The sequence below is a fragment of the Prevotella sp. oral taxon 313 genome, assembly GCF_003043935.1.
GTDB lineage: Bacteria > Bacteroidota > Bacteroidia > Bacteroidales > Bacteroidaceae > Prevotella > Prevotella jejuni.
Genome location: NZ_PYXE01000001.1, coordinates 2,600,327 through 2,616,972 on the forward strand (window position 1 = coordinate 2,600,327; position 16,646 = coordinate 2,616,972).

At 39.6% G+C, this 16,646-nt stretch carries 13 protein-coding genes; 5 read left to right on the forward strand and 8 right to left on the reverse strand.

Annotated elements, in window-relative coordinates; all coding sequences use genetic code 11:
• The first annotated feature begins 16 nt into the window (after positions 1–16).
• The 5 genes from AXF23_RS16530 to AXF23_RS10150 all read left to right on the forward strand — a co-directional run bounded on the left by AXF23_RS16530 (position 17) and on the right by AXF23_RS10150 (position 5,927).
• Positions 17–1,291, forward strand: a complete 1,275-nt coding sequence (locus tag AXF23_RS16530; RefSeq protein ID WP_158267691.1) for an RHS repeat domain-containing protein — start codon at positions 17–19, stop codon at positions 1,289–1,291.
• Positions 1,284–1,838, forward strand: coding sequence for an SMI1/KNR4 family protein (locus tag AXF23_RS10135; protein ID WP_107625224.1), 555 nt, complete (start codon positions 1,284–1,286; stop codon positions 1,836–1,838). The genes AXF23_RS16530 and AXF23_RS10135 overlap by 8 nt, the downstream gene beginning before the upstream one ends.
• A gap of 135 nt (positions 1,839–1,973) precedes the next feature.
• Complete coding sequence (locus AXF23_RS16335; protein ID WP_233251287.1) at positions 1,974–3,305, forward strand: RHS repeat domain-containing protein; 1,332 nt, start codon at positions 1,974–1,976, stop codon at positions 3,303–3,305.
• 8 nt (positions 3,306–3,313) lie between these two features.
• Complete coding sequence (locus tag AXF23_RS10145; protein ID WP_107625225.1) at positions 3,314–3,874, forward strand: hypothetical protein; 561 nt, start codon at positions 3,314–3,316, stop codon at positions 3,872–3,874.
• A gap of 172 nt (positions 3,875–4,046) precedes the next feature.
• Positions 4,047–5,927 carry an IS1634 family transposase gene (locus AXF23_RS10150; RefSeq protein ID WP_107625226.1) on the forward strand — a complete coding sequence of 627 codons (1,881 nt, stop codon included), beginning with the start codon at positions 4,047–4,049 and terminating at the stop codon, positions 5,925–5,927.
• On the opposite strand, the gene AXF23_RS15845 is transcribed toward AXF23_RS10150, so the two are convergent.
• From AXF23_RS15845 to AXF23_RS10190, 8 genes are all read right to left on the reverse strand, one after another.
• Positions 5,883–6,290: a hypothetical protein gene (locus tag AXF23_RS15845; RefSeq protein ID WP_146156738.1), complete on the reverse strand. Its 408-nt coding sequence runs from the start codon at positions 6,288–6,290 to the stop codon at positions 5,883–5,885. The two genes, AXF23_RS10150 and AXF23_RS15845, sit on opposite strands and share 45 nt — an antisense overlap.
• Before the next feature lie 709 nt (positions 6,291–6,999).
• Positions 7,000–8,880, reverse strand: a complete 1,881-nt coding sequence (locus tag AXF23_RS10160; RefSeq protein ID WP_107625226.1) for an IS1634 family transposase — start codon at positions 8,878–8,880, stop codon at positions 7,000–7,002.
• A gap of 108 nt (positions 8,881–8,988) precedes the next feature.
• Positions 8,989–10,122 (reverse strand): hypothetical protein, encoded by a 1,134-nt coding sequence (locus tag AXF23_RS10165; protein ID WP_107625227.1) that lies wholly within the window; start codon positions 10,120–10,122, stop codon positions 8,989–8,991.
• Between the two features lie 2 nt (positions 10,123–10,124).
• Positions 10,125–11,444: a hypothetical protein gene (locus tag AXF23_RS16340; protein ID WP_107625228.1), complete on the reverse strand. Its 1,320-nt coding sequence runs from the start codon at positions 11,442–11,444 to the stop codon at positions 10,125–10,127.
• A 310-nt stretch (positions 11,445–11,754) separates the two neighbouring features.
• Positions 11,755–12,780: a hypothetical protein gene (locus tag AXF23_RS10175; RefSeq protein ID WP_107625229.1), complete on the reverse strand. Its 1,026-nt coding sequence runs from the start codon at positions 12,778–12,780 to the stop codon at positions 11,755–11,757.
• A gap of 146 nt (positions 12,781–12,926) precedes the next feature.
• Entirely contained in the window at positions 12,927–14,018 is a 1,092-nt protein-coding gene (locus AXF23_RS10180) for a hypothetical protein (protein ID WP_233251288.1), read from the reverse strand.
• 139 nt (positions 14,019–14,157) lie between these two features.
• A complete protein-coding gene (locus tag AXF23_RS16605; RefSeq protein ID WP_107625864.1) occupies positions 14,158–14,442 on the reverse strand; it encodes a M23 family metallopeptidase in 285 nt (94 codons plus the stop codon).
• Positions 14,418–16,481: a hypothetical protein gene (locus AXF23_RS10190; protein ID WP_158267692.1), complete on the reverse strand. Its 2,064-nt coding sequence runs from the start codon at positions 16,479–16,481 to the stop codon at positions 14,418–14,420. Before AXF23_RS10190 ends, AXF23_RS16605 begins: the two co-directional genes overlap by 25 nt.
• Between the last annotated feature and the right edge of the window lie 165 nt (positions 16,482–16,646).

A 16,646-nucleotide genomic window follows, 5' to 3' on the forward strand; every position in this document is an offset into this window, starting at 1 on the left:
ATGACCCGCCGATGCTGTGGTCAACGTCTTCTGCAGTCGTGACCGCAGGGACAGGGAATATGGGAAGGGCGGAAGGATACTCCGTGACCGCCATTATGACTATCTCTATGACGTAGAAGGTAACCTTATCCTGAAGACTCCACGTCGTGGGCTGACACAGCATCCGAACCACGACGTGTCGGAGGAAAGTGGCACGCATATTGCTTGGCAGACTGGTGACTATGCCTATGAATGGTATGGCAACGGTATGCTCAAGGAGGTGCGGCTTCCATACGGTAAGACCGTCCGCTTTGAATATGATGCTCTTGGGCGTCGCACGGCAAAATTCTTCAATGGTCACGTCTTCCGTTACCTTTGGGACGGCAACGTGATGGTGCAGGAGTGGCAGTATGAGGAGAAGGACCGACCACAGCATAGCATTGACGAGTTTGGCCGCATCCGAATGTTAGGCGAAGAGCCGGTAGAGAACCTTGTCACGTGGGTATATGAGGAAGGTTCGTACGTGCCTGTAGCAAAGCTGCAGAACGGTGAACGCTATACGATCATCAGCGACTATATGGGTCGCCCAGTGGAAGCGTATGACAGCTATGGTACTGTTGTCTGGCAAACAGACTATGACATCTATGGTAATCTTCGCAACCGCAAAGGCATCCGTGACTTCATTCCTTTCCGCCAGTTAGGACAGTATGAGGATGATGAGACTCGCCTCTACTACAACCGCTTCCGCTATTATGACCCGAGGATTGGTAATTACATCAGCCAAGACCCGATAAGATTAGCAGGAAATAATCCAACACTGTATGGATATGTAGGGGATGGAAACTCAAATGTAGATATCTGGGGGTTATCAATAGACTATTACTCTTTAGACCATTTAGGTCGACCAACTGGAGGATTGGCAGAAATATCTTTAGATTCTACAGGCTCTTTACCTAAGGGTACTGATGCAGGAATAGATCCACCAGGGTGGAAAGGAGGTCAGCATCCATATCACCAACAGAGAGGACATTTAATAGCAAAAAATCATGGAGGGAGCGGAGTAGACCCAAGGAATATTGTAACGATTACAGATGGTACTAATCACCCAGGAATGACAAAATATGAGAATATAATAACTAGGCGTGTCAAGAATGGTGATACGATTCTACTAGAGGTAAAAGCCGTATATGATGGAGATAACCTCACCCCTAGTAAAATAACAATGTATGCTATTGACCAAAAAGGTAATGTTGTTGTAGATGCAGAAATAAAAAATGGATTAAGACAGAAAACATCATGTTGTCATGGATAAAAAAAATACATTCGAACTTGAAGTTATAGGTTCTCAAAAGTGTTTTGGGGATTTACCAGCATTAAGTACATATAGGTTTAATAATGGGAGGAGATTTCCATTATCTTACATTCGTTTCGTAACGAAATATGGATATGGTCTTACAGTAGACCTTTTTCACATCTATATTCCATTGTCAGAGCATGGAGACTCTATCTTCATCAGGTCTGATGAAATACGTTCGACTTATTATGAAGATGTAGTCAATGGAGATATATGGTTTGAGGTTGCTGCAGACATCTCTCTCTCAACCCTAAAGAATCTTTACCCATTTGCAAGTAGCGATAATGGTGAATACTTATTTTGGGATATCAATTCGTATAATAAAGAAGATGATGAGATGGACATCTATATGACTGACTTTAGGAGCATAGAATTGAGAAAAGTCGCTTCTAATCTCAATGAATTTATTGATAAAATTACAGATGTCAATAGATATAAAGAACTTCTCCCCTTTTCTATTCAGCCTCTTCCCCGTATATTTAAAGTGTTAAACCTTGTTGATTAGCACTTCTATATGTTTTTGATATCTGTAACACTTGTTTAGTCCTAATATAAATATTGAATTGAGAATCGGGAAGAGAAGATTGTACGTGATAGCGAGGGACTGAAGATAGAGAAGAACTTCTCTGGTGGCATCCGTATGACACGTACCTACGATGCCTACGGTAATGTTATCTCACAGAAGAGCCGTTCGTTTCGTCAGGACGGCTACGACCGACGTTATGCGTGGAATGCGTCAGGACGTCTGCAGAATGTGATAGACGGAATCACAGGAGGCAGAACAACCTATGCCTATGATGCGGTTGGCAGTCTGATGAGTGCCTGCTATGAGGACGGTACGGACGACTATCGTATGCCTGATGCCGTAGGAAACGTCTTCTGCAGTCGTGACCGTTGGGACAGAGAATACGGCAAGGGTGGCAGGATTCTTCGTGACCGGCATTATGACTATCTCTATGACGTTGAGGGTAACCTTATCCTGAAGACTCCACATCGTGGACTGACACAGCATCCGAACCATGAGGTTTCGGAGGAAAGTGGCACGCATATTGCTTGGCAGACTGGTGACTATGCCTATGAATGGTATGGCAACGGCATGCTCAAGGAGGTGCGGCTTCCATACGGCAAGACTGTTCGCTTCGAATATGATGCCCTTGGGCGTCGCACGGCAAAGCTCTTCAATGGTCACGTCTTCCGTTACCTCTGGGACGGCAATGTGATGGTGCAGGAGTGGCAGTATGAGGAGAAGGACCGACCGCAGCATAGCATTGACGAGTTCGGTCGCATCCGTATGCAGGGCGAAGAGTCGGTAGAGAACCTTGTCACGTGGGTATATGAGGAAGGTTCGTACGTGCCTGTAGCAAAGCTGCAGAACGGTGAACGTTACACGATTATCAGCGACTATATGGGTCGCCCAGTGGAAGCGTACAACAGTTATGGCAACGTAGTTTGGCAGGCTGACTATGATGTTTATGGTGACCTTCGAAACATAAAAGGCATTCGTGACTTCATCCCTTTCCGCCAGTTGGGACAGTATGAGGACGATGAGACTCGCCTCTACTACAACCGCTTCCGCTATTATGACCCGAGGATTGGTAATTACATCAGCCAAGACCCGATAAGGTTGATGGAAAATAATCCTACGTTGTATGGGTATGTGGCAGAGCCGAATAATCTAGCTGATATTTTCGGACTAGAATGTTTTAGAAGTAATCCTAAAAAGAAAGTAAACTCAGCAAATTTAAGTGACATCGTGAGAACTCCAACTACAGATCCTGAAGACTTCGTTCCAATTAAGAATTCACGTAATTATAAAAATATAAATACAGATGAAATTTGGTCAAAAAGTTTCACAAACCATAGTCATAGCAATGGAGGAGAATGGAAAGTAGGTATTGGCAAATCTGCACCAGCTAAGAAAAAGACAATAACAGTTTCACAGAACGGCCATATAATTAAAATAGATAAGTAAGTAGTGTTATGGACAATTTCAACTTTAATATCCAAAAATGGGTAGATTTGGATTCTTATACCGATAGTAAAGGTTGGAAAGGATATTGTAGAAGGGATAAACCTTTCACACTTTTTCGTGCAAATAAAATAGTTGATAATTTTATTGCTTTTTTCAGAAAGCACACAAAGAATGTGATTATAATTTCTAATATCTTTAGAAAACAAGAGTATACTTTAACTAATAGTAATATAGGACATTATATAAAGTATATAGAAAAGTATTTGATTGATTTTAAATATATAAAAATTAAAAGTAATTCTATCTACAACAATCCTAATTGTTTATCTCAAGATTTTAAAAGAATAAATGCAGGTTATGATATTGTATCTATGTTCTCCTTATTGACAATGATGGATGATGGAATTGACGGGCATTGTTTTTTTGTTTTTGAAGATTTAGGACTTATTACTTACCCTCATGATGATACCGGTTTTGGGTTTATTCGTTTCAAAAATACGCCCATTCACTATGAGGAAATATTTTTAGAAAATATATCTCATCTTTATGGGTTTATAAGTTCCAGATAAACTATTTAACCCAAGTTTAACAGGCAAAATTATTTTTCATAAATTTTCGGGATGTTTTGTGTAGTATTAATTTGATAAATAATTGATAATCAAACATAGGGTATTGTAACGAGGAGTAAAATCTGATTTGTAGGACACAGGCATATCAAAATTATTTTGTTACTTTGCACTCATGCACGCAAATGTACAGACACGATTCAACCCTGCCACAGGCGACATGGCTCCTTATTATCGCATCAAGGAGTCATATCGTGACGTGCAGGGTCATGTACATTCGCTAATTCTGTTGAACATCGGGTTCGAACCTTCACTTACTGCTGTACAGGTTCGAAAAATTGCATACGCTCTTACCAAACGCTTCAAAACCAGAAGTACACCCTCGCTTTTCAAAGAACATCTTGATGGACTTACTCCTGTTGAGCAGGCAAAGGCTGACGAATGGTGGATCCGTATGGAGAAAGAAGGTGGAATCGATCGGTTTAATAAGGAAGAGCAGAAGTCGCTGAGAAAATATGAGAACTACATTGACCTTGAGACGGCAAACTATACTGACGCAAGGAATGTCGGTGCTGAGTGGCTCTGCAAGCAGACAATAGACAAGCTGCAATTAGAGGGTTTTCTGCGCAAAAACGGCTGGACGGAGAATACGATACACACGGCTTTGTCAGCATTGATTGTCCGTACGGTATATGCTGTTTCTGAACGTTCATCTTATTATTATTTGCGCGATAACTCGGCTGCTGGCGAACTTTACAGTGGAGTTCCTGGCTGGACACCAGGAATCAATTCTCTGTATAAAATCACTGACAAGTTATATGAACTAAAGGAACAGTTAGAGTGTCATTTGTGCAGCGTTACTGACGATCTCTTTAATATAGATAACAAGTTGATGCTCTTCGACTTAACCAACTTCTATTTCGAGGGTAGTAAGCGTAATAGCGATAAAGCCAAGTTCGGTCGTTCAAAAGAAAAACGCTCTGACTCTAAGCTACTTGTACTTGCATTATGTATCAATAAAGAAGGTTTTATACGTTATTCTTCTATCTTGGAGGGTAATACAGCAGATCCCAAGTCTCTACCCAATATGATTGATACGCTGGCAAAGAGGAATCCATCACGAACCAAGGATACGCTCGTTGTCATGGATGCAGGTGTTGCCACGGAAGAGAACTTGGAGCTAATAAAGGAAAAGGGTTACAATTATCTCTGCGTATCCCGTACGAAAATGAAGAACTATACGCTCAGTGATGATAATAAGAGCGTTACGGTAATGGATGCTCGTCGGCAGAAGATAACGCTGAAAGAGGTTAAGACAGAGGATGATAAGGATTATTATCTCGAAATAACATCTCCTTCGAAAGCTATGACAGAGTCGTCCATGAACAGGGTTTGGAGAGAGCGTTTTGAGATGGAACTGCAGAGGATAAACGAAGGAATCTCCAAGAAAGGTGGGACAAAAACCTATGAAAAGGTTGTTGAACGTACAGGACGTACCATACAGAAGTACCCATCTATAGCGAAGTTCTACCAGATAAGCTACATAAAAAATAAGAAGAAACCCAATCAGATGCTACGTGTAGACTGGGAGATAAAAGACCTATCGGCAATGGAAACTGGTCACGGAGTCTATTTCCTCCGCAGCAATGTCAGGACACTTTCTGAGCGTGTGACATGGGAATACTACAATCTCATTCGTGAGATAGAATGTACGAACAGACAACTAAAGAATGATCTCAACCTCCGTCCTATTTATCATCAGAAAGATGAGCGAAGCGATGCACACCTCTTCTTCGGTTTATTAGCCTACTGGGTGGTAAACACTATCCGTTGTCAATTAAAACGGGAAGGAGAATCCTCTTACTGGACCGAGATAGTACGACGTATGAGCACCCAAAAGCTTGTCACCACAAAAGGGAAGAATCCATTAGGTGAAACCATCGAGATGTGCCAATGTAGTAGTCCTTCGAAGCAAGCAAAACAGATATACGATAAGTTGAACTTAAAACACTCACCATTCAAAAAGAATAAAATTTGTAGGACACAGAGCCCATAAGAAAAACGAAAAAAGCACGGTGACAGTTAGATTAGGCGAAAGTGGGTGATAAACTTGGGTTATCTCTTCTACTTGGCTGCTTGTCAATGAAAGTTCTATCTTTGCCATACCATCCTGTTCTATACGAAGTGGTGCAAAATTGGTAAGATATTGCTTTCCATTCAAACTTTTATAATAGAACCGTGCTTCGACGGGAATATCTCCTGTTCCTTCAAATTTTGTATGGGCATAAACAACGTGTCGCCTTCCCATATAATGCGTCGCTTTTTCGTTTGCATCTTTCCACTCTAAAGAAACAAACTTGGATTCAGATACCGTGAGGGTGACATAGCCGCCACCTTTCTTGCTGCCGCGATTCTGCACATAGGTAAACACTTTATACTCCCCCTCCTCGGTAAAAAAAACGCAAAGGTGGTTCTAACAACCCTCCGATATCTCTTTTCCGTTGTGGGTTATATCCCACTTCACCGGTGTAGATGGGTTGGTATTTCGTGTTAGTGTATGCACAAAGAGAAATTTTTCATTGCCATGAACCCTCTATGAAACATTTACAGTGCCGTTCACACGTACACCGTTAACGAACGCATTCTTGGAAAATTGTTTCGAAGAAGCATCTCTTTCCTTTGGTTCTTTCTTTTGTATACTTTTGGTATCCTCTTTTTTAAATAGGGGATTGGAATAAACAACCTGTCCTGCTTCTCGCATAGAAAGAGGAGGAGTTATCATAACCTGCTGTCCGGAAGTTTTGAATGTGGTTTTGCCTCCACATACGCAGGTCCCTTCACTTTTCATGGTGAGTGGACAAAGGGAATATCCGATAAGAATCTTATCATAAGACTGATTCCATTGGATGACACATTACTGTACTTCTGCCGTCTCGCAGACATCTCAAATTTATTCGTTATCATTGGATGGATTTAATTCCAATCCCTCTTGTTCCATTTCTTCCATCATTTCAGGTTTACTTATTCCGAAAAACTTATGTGCCTGAGCTTCCTCATAAATACTTTTACCCCAAGTTTATCACCCACTTTCGCCTAATCTAACTGTCACCGTGCTTTTTTCGTTTTTCTTATGGGCTCTGTGTCCTACAAATTTTATTCTTTTTGAATGGTGAGTGTTTTAAGTTCAACTTATCGTATATCTGTTTTGCTTGCTTCGAAGGACTACTACATTGGCACATCTCGATGGTTTCACCTAATGGATTCTTCCCTTTTGTGGTGACAAGCTTTTGGGTGCTCATACGTCGTACTATCTCGGTCCAGTAAGAGGATTCTCCTTCCCGTTTTAATTGACAACGGATAGTGTTTACCACCCAGTAGGCTAATAAACCGAAGAAGAGGTGTGCATCGCTTCGCTCATCTTTCTGATGATAAATAGGACGGAGGTTGAGATCATTCTTTAGTTGTCTGTTCGTACATTCTATCTCACGAATGAGATTGTAGTATTCCCATGTCACACGCTCAGAAAGTGTCCTGACATTGCTGCGGAGGAAATAGACTCCGTGACCAGTTTCCATTGCCGATAGGTCTTTTATCTCCCAGTCTACACGTAGCATCTGATTGGGTTTCTTCTTATTTTTTATGTAGCTTATCTGGTAGAACTTCGCTATAGATGGGTACTTCTGTATGGTACGTCCTGTACGTTCAACAACCTTTTCATAGGTTTTTGTCCCACCTTTCTTGGAGATTCCTTCGTTTATCCTCTGCAGTTCCATCTCAAAACGCTCTCTCCAAACCCTGTTCATGGACGACTCTGTCATAGCTTTCGAAGGAGATGTTATTTCGAGATAATAATCCTTATCATCCTCTGTCTTAACCTCTTTCAGCGTTATCTTCTGCCGACGAGCATCCATTACCGTAACGCTCTTATTATCATCACTGAGCGTATAGTTCTTCATTTTCGTACGGGATACGCAGAGATAATTGTAACCCTTTTCCTTTATTAGCTCCAAGTTCTCTTCCGTGGCAACACCTGCATCCATGACAACGAGCGTATCCTTGGTTCGTGATGGATTCCTCTTTGCCAGCGTATCAATCATATTGGGTAGAGACTTGGGATCTGCTGTATTACCCTCCAAGATAGAAGAATAACGTATAAAACCTTCTTTATTGATACATAATGCAAGTACAAGTAGCTTAGAGTCAGAGCGTTTTTCTTTTGAACGACCGAACTTGGCTTTATCGCTATTACGCTTACTACCCTCGAAATAGAAGTTGGTTAAGTCGAAGAGCATCAACTTGTTATCTATATTAAAGAGATCGTCAGTAACGCTGCACAAATGACACTCTAACTGTTCCTTTAGTTCATATAACTTGTCAGTGATTTTATACAGAGAATTGATTCCTGGTGTCCAGCCAGGAACTCCACTGTAAAGTTCGCCAGCAGCCGAGTTATCGCGCAAATAATAATAAGATGAACGTTCAGAAACAGCATATACCGTACGGACAATCAATGCTGACAAAGCCGTGTGTATCGTATTCTCCGTCCAGCCGTTTTTGCGCAGAAAACCCTCTAATTGCAGCTTGTCTATTGTCTGCTTGCAGAGCCACTCAGCACCGACATTCCTTGCGTCAGTATAGTTTGCCGTCTCAAGGTCAATGTAGTTCTCATATTTTCTCAGCGACTTCTGCTCTTCCTTATTAAACCGATCGATTCCACCTTCTTTCTCCATACGGATCCACCATTCGTCAGCCTTTGCCTGCTCAACAGGAGTAAGTCCATCAAGATGTTCTTTGAAAAGCGAGGGTGTACTTCTGGTTTTGAAGCGTTTGGTAAGAGCGTATGCAATTTTTCGAACCTGTACAGCAGTAAGTGAAGGTTCGAACCCGATGTTCAACAGAATTAGCGAATGTACATGACCCTGCACGTCACGATATGACTCCTTGATGCGATAATAAGGAGCCATGTCGCCTGTGGCAGGGTTGAATCGTGTCTGTACATTTGCGTGCATGAGTGCAAAGTAACAAAATAATTTTGATATGCCTGTGTCCTACAAATCAGATTTTACTCCTCGTTACAATACCCTATGTTTGATTATCAATTATTTATCAAATTAATACTACACAAAACATCCCGAAAATTTATGAAAAATAATTTTGCCTGTTAAACTTGGGTTACAATTGGTCATCATGATATATGTCCATGAAGTTCTGCCCCAGTCGCCGGTATCCATATACTCCGCATATTTATTCCGCATCTTGTATTCCGAATTAGCAAAATGGCAAAATATCCTCGCTTTTTCTTCAAGAGTATAATTGTTGGAATTCATACCATCCTCATTTTGTAACATCTGATACACGTAAAGTCCAAAATTATTAAAATAAGTCCCGTTCTTACCTGTCGAATTCCTTTCCACTGTTTCTATTAAAGAAGGATGTACAACTAGTTTCTTATTTGAAGTCTGTTCAAAGATTCTGCTTACAAAGCCATAAGGTACATCTTTTTGCTTATTAAAATACCATTGGTTTAACAGCGAACTTCCAAAATAATTATAAGTTGAGAACAAATCATCTAAAATCATCTTTCCACTATAAAAGTCTCCTAAATCATTTTCATCCCCTTCATACTTAGATAATTCCAAAATTTTAAATGCTGAAGGGTCATCATAAATAAGAAATTTATTGAGTGCAAGAATTTGTTGAAATACCTCTGACTTTAACTTAATTTTATCTCCCTCTATGGATAGCATATCACGGAGCATCCAATTATATGTTATAAAATTTTTATCACATATACTATAATAGCTATGGGCAAAGTCAAAAGAACCATCCCCAACGATTTCTTCATAACTTTTGGAGCTATGCGTTTTTAGTCCTATGCCAAACACTTTCTTGATTCTATCTTGAAACAGCTTTTCTGTCGGGCGTTTATAACCATGTGAGGATAAGTAGTAATCCACAAAGGGTATTGTTAGTAGAAAATCTAATTCTGTGGGTTCGTATCTAGGCTTAGATTGGTCATCGCGGAAGTCTCCGCCATACCAGGCTAACTCCTGCAATTTCATGTGCTTGGTCAAGTTTTTTTTGTCTATTCCCATTTCTTTCAATCTTTCCATATTGATGATATTATCATTTAAGGATTGCAGTGTATCTTGTTGGTTCGTATCCACACTCACTTTCCTGCTTTTTGAACTACACTGATAAAATACGATTGCTAATACAATCATTGAAATTGATGTAATAAGTCTTCTCATGTCTATTTTTTTGTATAATGTACTGCAAAAGAATAAAAATAGCAAAGCTTTGGAGAATGACCAAGCAAATGATAGTCTGTCCTCTTGAACTTCATTTTTATGACTCCTCGTAAATGGATGTCAGGTTTACGCTCTCGAAATATTCCATTATCATTTACAGGCTTTTCGTTATTTACAGTAGAACTAATAGCTTCTATTGTGGTAACTATATCATTTTGTTCATCGTACTCGATTACTACTCCTGTGTGTCTTCTCCATAAGAAGATGTCTCCTGGCTTGGGTATATAATTGGCATTTTTGTGTTGAATAAGCCACTTCGGATGGTTCCTACCATATTCTATCATACTAGCTGTTGTCCATCCCATAGGTTTCTTTGACCATTCTATTTTTGCAGCATAACGCCCTACCATTTCTGAACAGTCCATTGTTTTAGCACCACTATCTTTGATGCGATTTTGAACCTGGCAGTATGGTATCTTATATTTGGTCTTTCCTACACTTTCTATTGGAATGCAGATACTCTCAAGCCACTTGATACCTTCTTCTATCTTTAGTTCCTTATCTGTCACCGTTTTCACTCTTTTAGCCTTTGATTGGATGTTACAATCGGAGACAGCAAAGCATTTAGATGTTATGTTTTCGAAAGCACTTTGTTTTCCTATATAATCTACATTACTACCAATACCTGCAGAGATAATATCTTCATTCATTTCTCCATTGGATTTAATTTCTAGATTTCTTCCAGATTTAGACCAATAAGCCATGCATGCAACCATTGCGACTTCAATATCTGTACCAACTAGATTTGCATCAGCCTCCGAATTTATAATATTCTTACTGAGTAGCTTTTCCGTGTAATTATTGGTTATTGTATAATTTGAGCGTCCTGTTATCTGCACCAGTCCCCGCCCTTTGAATTTCCAACCATCTCCAACTTGAGTATTACCTAATTTCCTTTTCTGTGAGCAATTTTTGTCATCATATACAACATTAGCTATCATCTCTTCATTTGCAGCCTGAATACCTTGGTCATTATATCTATACAAGTCCTTACGACCATATTTTTCTGCTAAATCCGGATGATTTACCATATAAGAATATGGTGATTTTTTTGATTTACCATCTGTAAAATAACCACCCTGTCTTGTTTGAGTATTACCTTGTACCCAGTGTTTTCCATTAACGTTGTCTCTCCCTTTCATACGCCTTGCGGAGTAGTTGAAACTTTCGGTCTTAATATTGAAAGAATCTCCCACTTCTATCTTCGCCTGTGCAAAGAAATGTGCTTTATTCCAACAGGTGTCCATCTTAAAATACCTCATGTGCTTATTATAAGCATCAGCAATTTTTATACGTGTTTTTTCTGAAGTTTTTGGGAAAACCTTTTTAAGCTACTCTGCTGTAATTGGAGCAATACAGCGTGGATATCCATCTTTTTCAGGCTCTGTGCGATTAACATTCGCCTTGCTGGGTTCTGCCTTTGGCGTGGGGATATGCCGCTTGACAGAGAAGAGGACTTCTTTCCCTTTAAGTATGTATTGTTTGGGTTCCTTTGATGTCTGTCTGCCAATATTATTATTTACATTTCCATTGGAAGATTGACTACTACTGAAAATCCACGAAACAACAGCTTTAATTCAACTGATAGAACTCTCCATCGTCATTGATACGGTAAACGTCTATGGAGGTTTTCTTGCCTTCTACAGTTCGCACATAGATTGTACCATCCGTAAAGATAGCGAAGTCTTCCTTTATGTCATTATATGAGCTGAAGGCAAGGATGTTGATATTGTTGTCGTCGTCTATCATCCCATTCTTGTAGGTATATATAAGAAACTCATCGTCTTCGTTGCAGTTATAAGCAACAAAAATGGGGAAAGACTTATAGTTAGGAAGTTTCACGAAATAGAAACCACCAATGCCATTTATATGGGATATACTCTTCCCCATACATGCTCTCAGTTTTCCTTTATAGGGACGAATATTATATTCACGGGCACGCTTGCTACTCATCTCCTTTTTTAAATCCTTATACATGTCAGTTTGCGTGTATTCCAGCTTTGCATCAAGGGAAGGCAGTCCCTGCCCCGATCTTCTTACGTATTTGAAAACACCAGCAATGTTATTATGATACAACACAAGGTACTCACCAGTATAAATATACTCCAGCATATCGCTGTATATCTCGTGCTCCGATGACTGTATAAGCAGAACAGGAACTGAGTTGGACATATTGATACCACGAAGAGCAAAGTAATCCTGTAGATAGGCGTAGTAAAGTGCATCGCGTTCGTACATAAATGGGTCACGGTCAGTACGGCAAACCTTGATTTTCTTCCCATTCAGATAAAGGATAGAGTCACCAAGTATCTGTATCTTCATTTTCCGAAGTTCCTCTAAGCTATTCTCATTTTCTGTGACCGAATAATCATAGTAGGACACAAGTTCCCAACTGTCCTTCGGCTCGTATTTATTTGCGGCATACGTGCGATGGATAGCATTCCAGTCTGCCAGCGTCTTGTCGCTGACAGGCTGAACCAAGGAGCCTGCAGCTCCTTTATGCACCTTTGGCAAAGGACGCCCTGTCTTTCTCTGTGCTTCAGAGTGCACTATGAAAAACAACAAGGCAATTAGTATCAGTACTACCTTCCTTTTCATATCTTGACTTTTATCTATGCTATGAACAGCTGTTTACAGGATGAATTAGCTACGATTCTGAACATTCAACGCCCCCCTTCCGGCAATATAGAATGTTGATACATATACGATGTCTTCATAACGTCAAAAGATAGCATAATATTATGCTATTCACCAGACATACGATGACTTTCTATCTCAACTCCTTCCTGATACCGGTCATATTGAATTTGTATTATCTTATCGAAGTCCTTTAGGTGGAAGTAATTATTCTTCTTGATGTATGAGACAAAGTCTTTCTGATAGTACAGTCTATACCCAAAAGCTTGAATATCACAAGGTGTCCCTATACATTTCTCATACATCAGACCATAATAATCCCCGATGTATGCACCGGCTTTATATCTTTCTTCCTTCGTCAGACCTTCAACCTCTGGTTCATTTTCTAAATCCAACAGATATGATAAATATTGATCCAACATACAATAATACAGATTCTTTCTGTCAGCATGTTTCAACATATACTGCAATAGTCCTTGGTGAATGAGAAGCCTTCCATCCGCAGCTTTTGAAACAAAGAGTTCCTTGTAATCTTTCCCTATAGGGAGTTCTCCTTCCTCTTTCACTTCATCTATCATCATCTTATTGATAATATCAGACTTGTCATAGCCGTATTCCAGGAATAACTCACGAAGGAAGTTCCTGTCATTATTCATAAGCCAAGTGAGTGCTGCCTTGCTGTCGTGGAAGATGAACTGGTTTCTGTAAAAATAGGCTGTATCTATCGAATAGTAAAGTTTCCCTTTCTCAACTATATCATCGTCGGCATCTTCATTGTCAAATCCTTGAAGCTCAACAGTGTTTTCTATGGAAGGATAGGATACGATGTAGTTATACTTTGGAACATAGATACTCTTATTCCAAAAGTAAGAAACTGTTTCCGAAGAGTCTACCTCCATAGCCTTTCGCTGTTCCAACCGTTCTTTAGAAGCTCCATCTTTGAACACATATCTACGAAGTTTGTTCCCCGCCAAGTAGGTGTTGTTTTCAGAGATATCAATGTTATAATATTTTTTGATAGCCTTTCGTGCTTCAGCATTGCTGACAGACTGGTATCCCATTCTTTTGAGCGCATCATAAGTAAGTTCTATTGCCAAATCTGTATACTCTACTTGTTTGTCTATAGGCATTACCGTAACTCCATCAAGTCCGACTTCCGCCAGTTCTCTATAGTAGTTTCTGATTGTCTTTTCATTCATACAAATCAAGTCTTTCTGCTTCACATTTTGAACAGTTCCTTTTATGTCTGTAGGTTGCCTCTGTCTTACATTTTCTTGACAACTTACATGCGACAGAACTAAAACCGAAATCATAAGTATACATAGAATCTTTTTCATTTTATTTTCTCCCATAAAAATCTTTTAATTGTCCTTTCTTCATTCTTTCTTCCTGTTTCCTTTTTTCTTCTGGTGACATCTTCACCTTATAATATACATAATATGCAGGATTACATCTTTTAGTCAGATCTCCACATCTTCTTTCTGACCTTATTTCAAAATGCAGATGAGGACCACAAGTTCCATCTCTAATACCAGAAATACCCGAATAACCAATAACCTGCCCAGCATATACACTACCTTTTTTTACAAGAATGTAACTTAAATGATAGTAGACAAGATATATATGATTAGAATTTTCATCAAATCCTTCACCCTGTTTTTTTCGCCGTCATAGGTTGGATTATAGTCTCTTCTCCTTTGTCTGAAATAGTTTATTTGTTCCTTATCTGTTATTTTTAACACAATGGTCTGTCCTTGTCCTTTAGGAGAATCCGTTATTGATTCTACAATACCATCCAAACACGCATATACATTTGATCCTTCTGTACAAAACAAATCAACTCCCTGATGATAATGTCCATTAGGTCTTTTCGCACCAAAAACCGCATTTGAAGGCTCATTACGTCCACTCTGAGTCCATATCGTTATCTGTGGATTATCCACAGGTTCGTGCCACTTTCCCTGTTTAGGAGTTTGTTTTGGTGGTTCCTTAACATTCCACTTACAATTATCCACAATAAAAGCAACAGAAGTCCTATTAGTAAAGGCTTCTTGTTTCTCTTCGTAGTTCGATTTACCTGTATCTTTGTTTGTTTCTTTCATTCCAACAATTGTAGAAATACCTGTTGTGTTTTTATTCCCATTGCAGAGTCTGTACATATCTGCATTTTTCCATTTGAAAAAAGCCATGGAAGCAACCACTGCAAGTTCAAAATTTTTGCCAACTTGATCTGATTTCTCTATACTACTTGTGATATCGCAAGAATAACCTATATCATGCAATATTTTTTCAATTGCAGTATAGCAACTTCTACCAGTTAATTGTATTAATCCTCTACCTCTGAAGTGCCATCCGTCATTTGGATATTTGTTTCCCAGTTTTTTTCCCTTGCTGAACTTATAAGAATATGCATAGTTTGCTATCTTTATTTGGTTTTCTTTTGAAACAGCATTCGCTTTGGTTGATTTCTTTTCCGCACGCCCCCATTTTCTTGCATAATTTCTTCCTTCATCTGTTCTGAAGGCTGATAATTTGGTTGGTATGATTTCCCAATAGTAATTAAAGGATTCTCCCTCCTTTACGTCAAGTCTACCTCCTGTTTCTTTATAGGCTTGAGCAAAAAAATGTGCCTTAATCCAACACGTATCCATCCTCAACTCTTTCATATACTGAGTATAAATTCTTGCAACAATTGATAATTTTTCAGGTGACACTCCCTTGAAAATCTTCTGTAGTCTTGGAAGCATATCCGTCCATTTTTCTCTACAGCGTGGACATCCATCCTTTTCAGGCTCTGTGCGATTAACATTCGCCTTGCTGGGTTCTGCCTTTGGCATGGGGATATGCCGCTTGACAGAGAAGAGGACTTCTTTCCCTTTAAGTATGTATCGTTTGGTTTCCTTTGAGGTCTGTCTGCCTGTATTATTATTTACATTTCCGTTGGAAGATTGATTACTACTGAAAAGCCATGAGACAACAACCTTGTAGGCTGTACCTTCCTTGTATGGAGGCGCTGCCAACGTCAAAGAGAACTTATAGACACCCGTACTATTGACAGGACAACTGGTACTATATACAGGTGATGGTTCTGAACTTTTCTCTTTGCTAGCACTTGTTTCGTGCTTATACACATCCAAACGTATTTTGCCTATCTCTATATTGGATGTAGACACACGCACATATACTGTACTCCCGCTGTCAGCAATACCACCCTGCAGTTTTTCTTTGCAATCAGAATCTTTATAAATGACTATGCTGCGGAACTCTATTTTGTCATTGAACAGGATAGGGTGTTGTGAAGCCTTTGTAAGGTTTTCTATCCAATGACGAGAACTCAATTCCAGATGTATCCTTATTTTCTGCCCATTGCTGAAACGCTTACGGTCTTCTATTATCTTCTTTAACTGGTCGCTTGAAAGGGAAAGGGCTATCTTTACTTTTCCTGCAGCAGACAAGGTAATTGGAGTAAGGGCGGATAGATAGGTTTTCCCCTCATATCCATTATAATAAAAGCAACAATTGACAGATATACCCTTACAGCCCGGCAAAGATACATGTGCAAACACTTTATTACGCAACCCTATGTAAGTAACAGACTTCCCGTTCTCGTCCTTCCATTCTGTGCTTTTGGACTTGGGGTAGGATATGGTTATCCTGACCACACCTTTGCCTTTGGGTGAGCCTGGTTTATGAACATAAGCGTATACAGAGGAGACTCTGTATATCTGTATGCCTTATTATGTAAGAACTTTAGTTTATCTACATGTTTTGGAAGAAAAAAAATCATTAAGTAAACGGTTTAAACTATCATTAAGTGCATGAGGCAT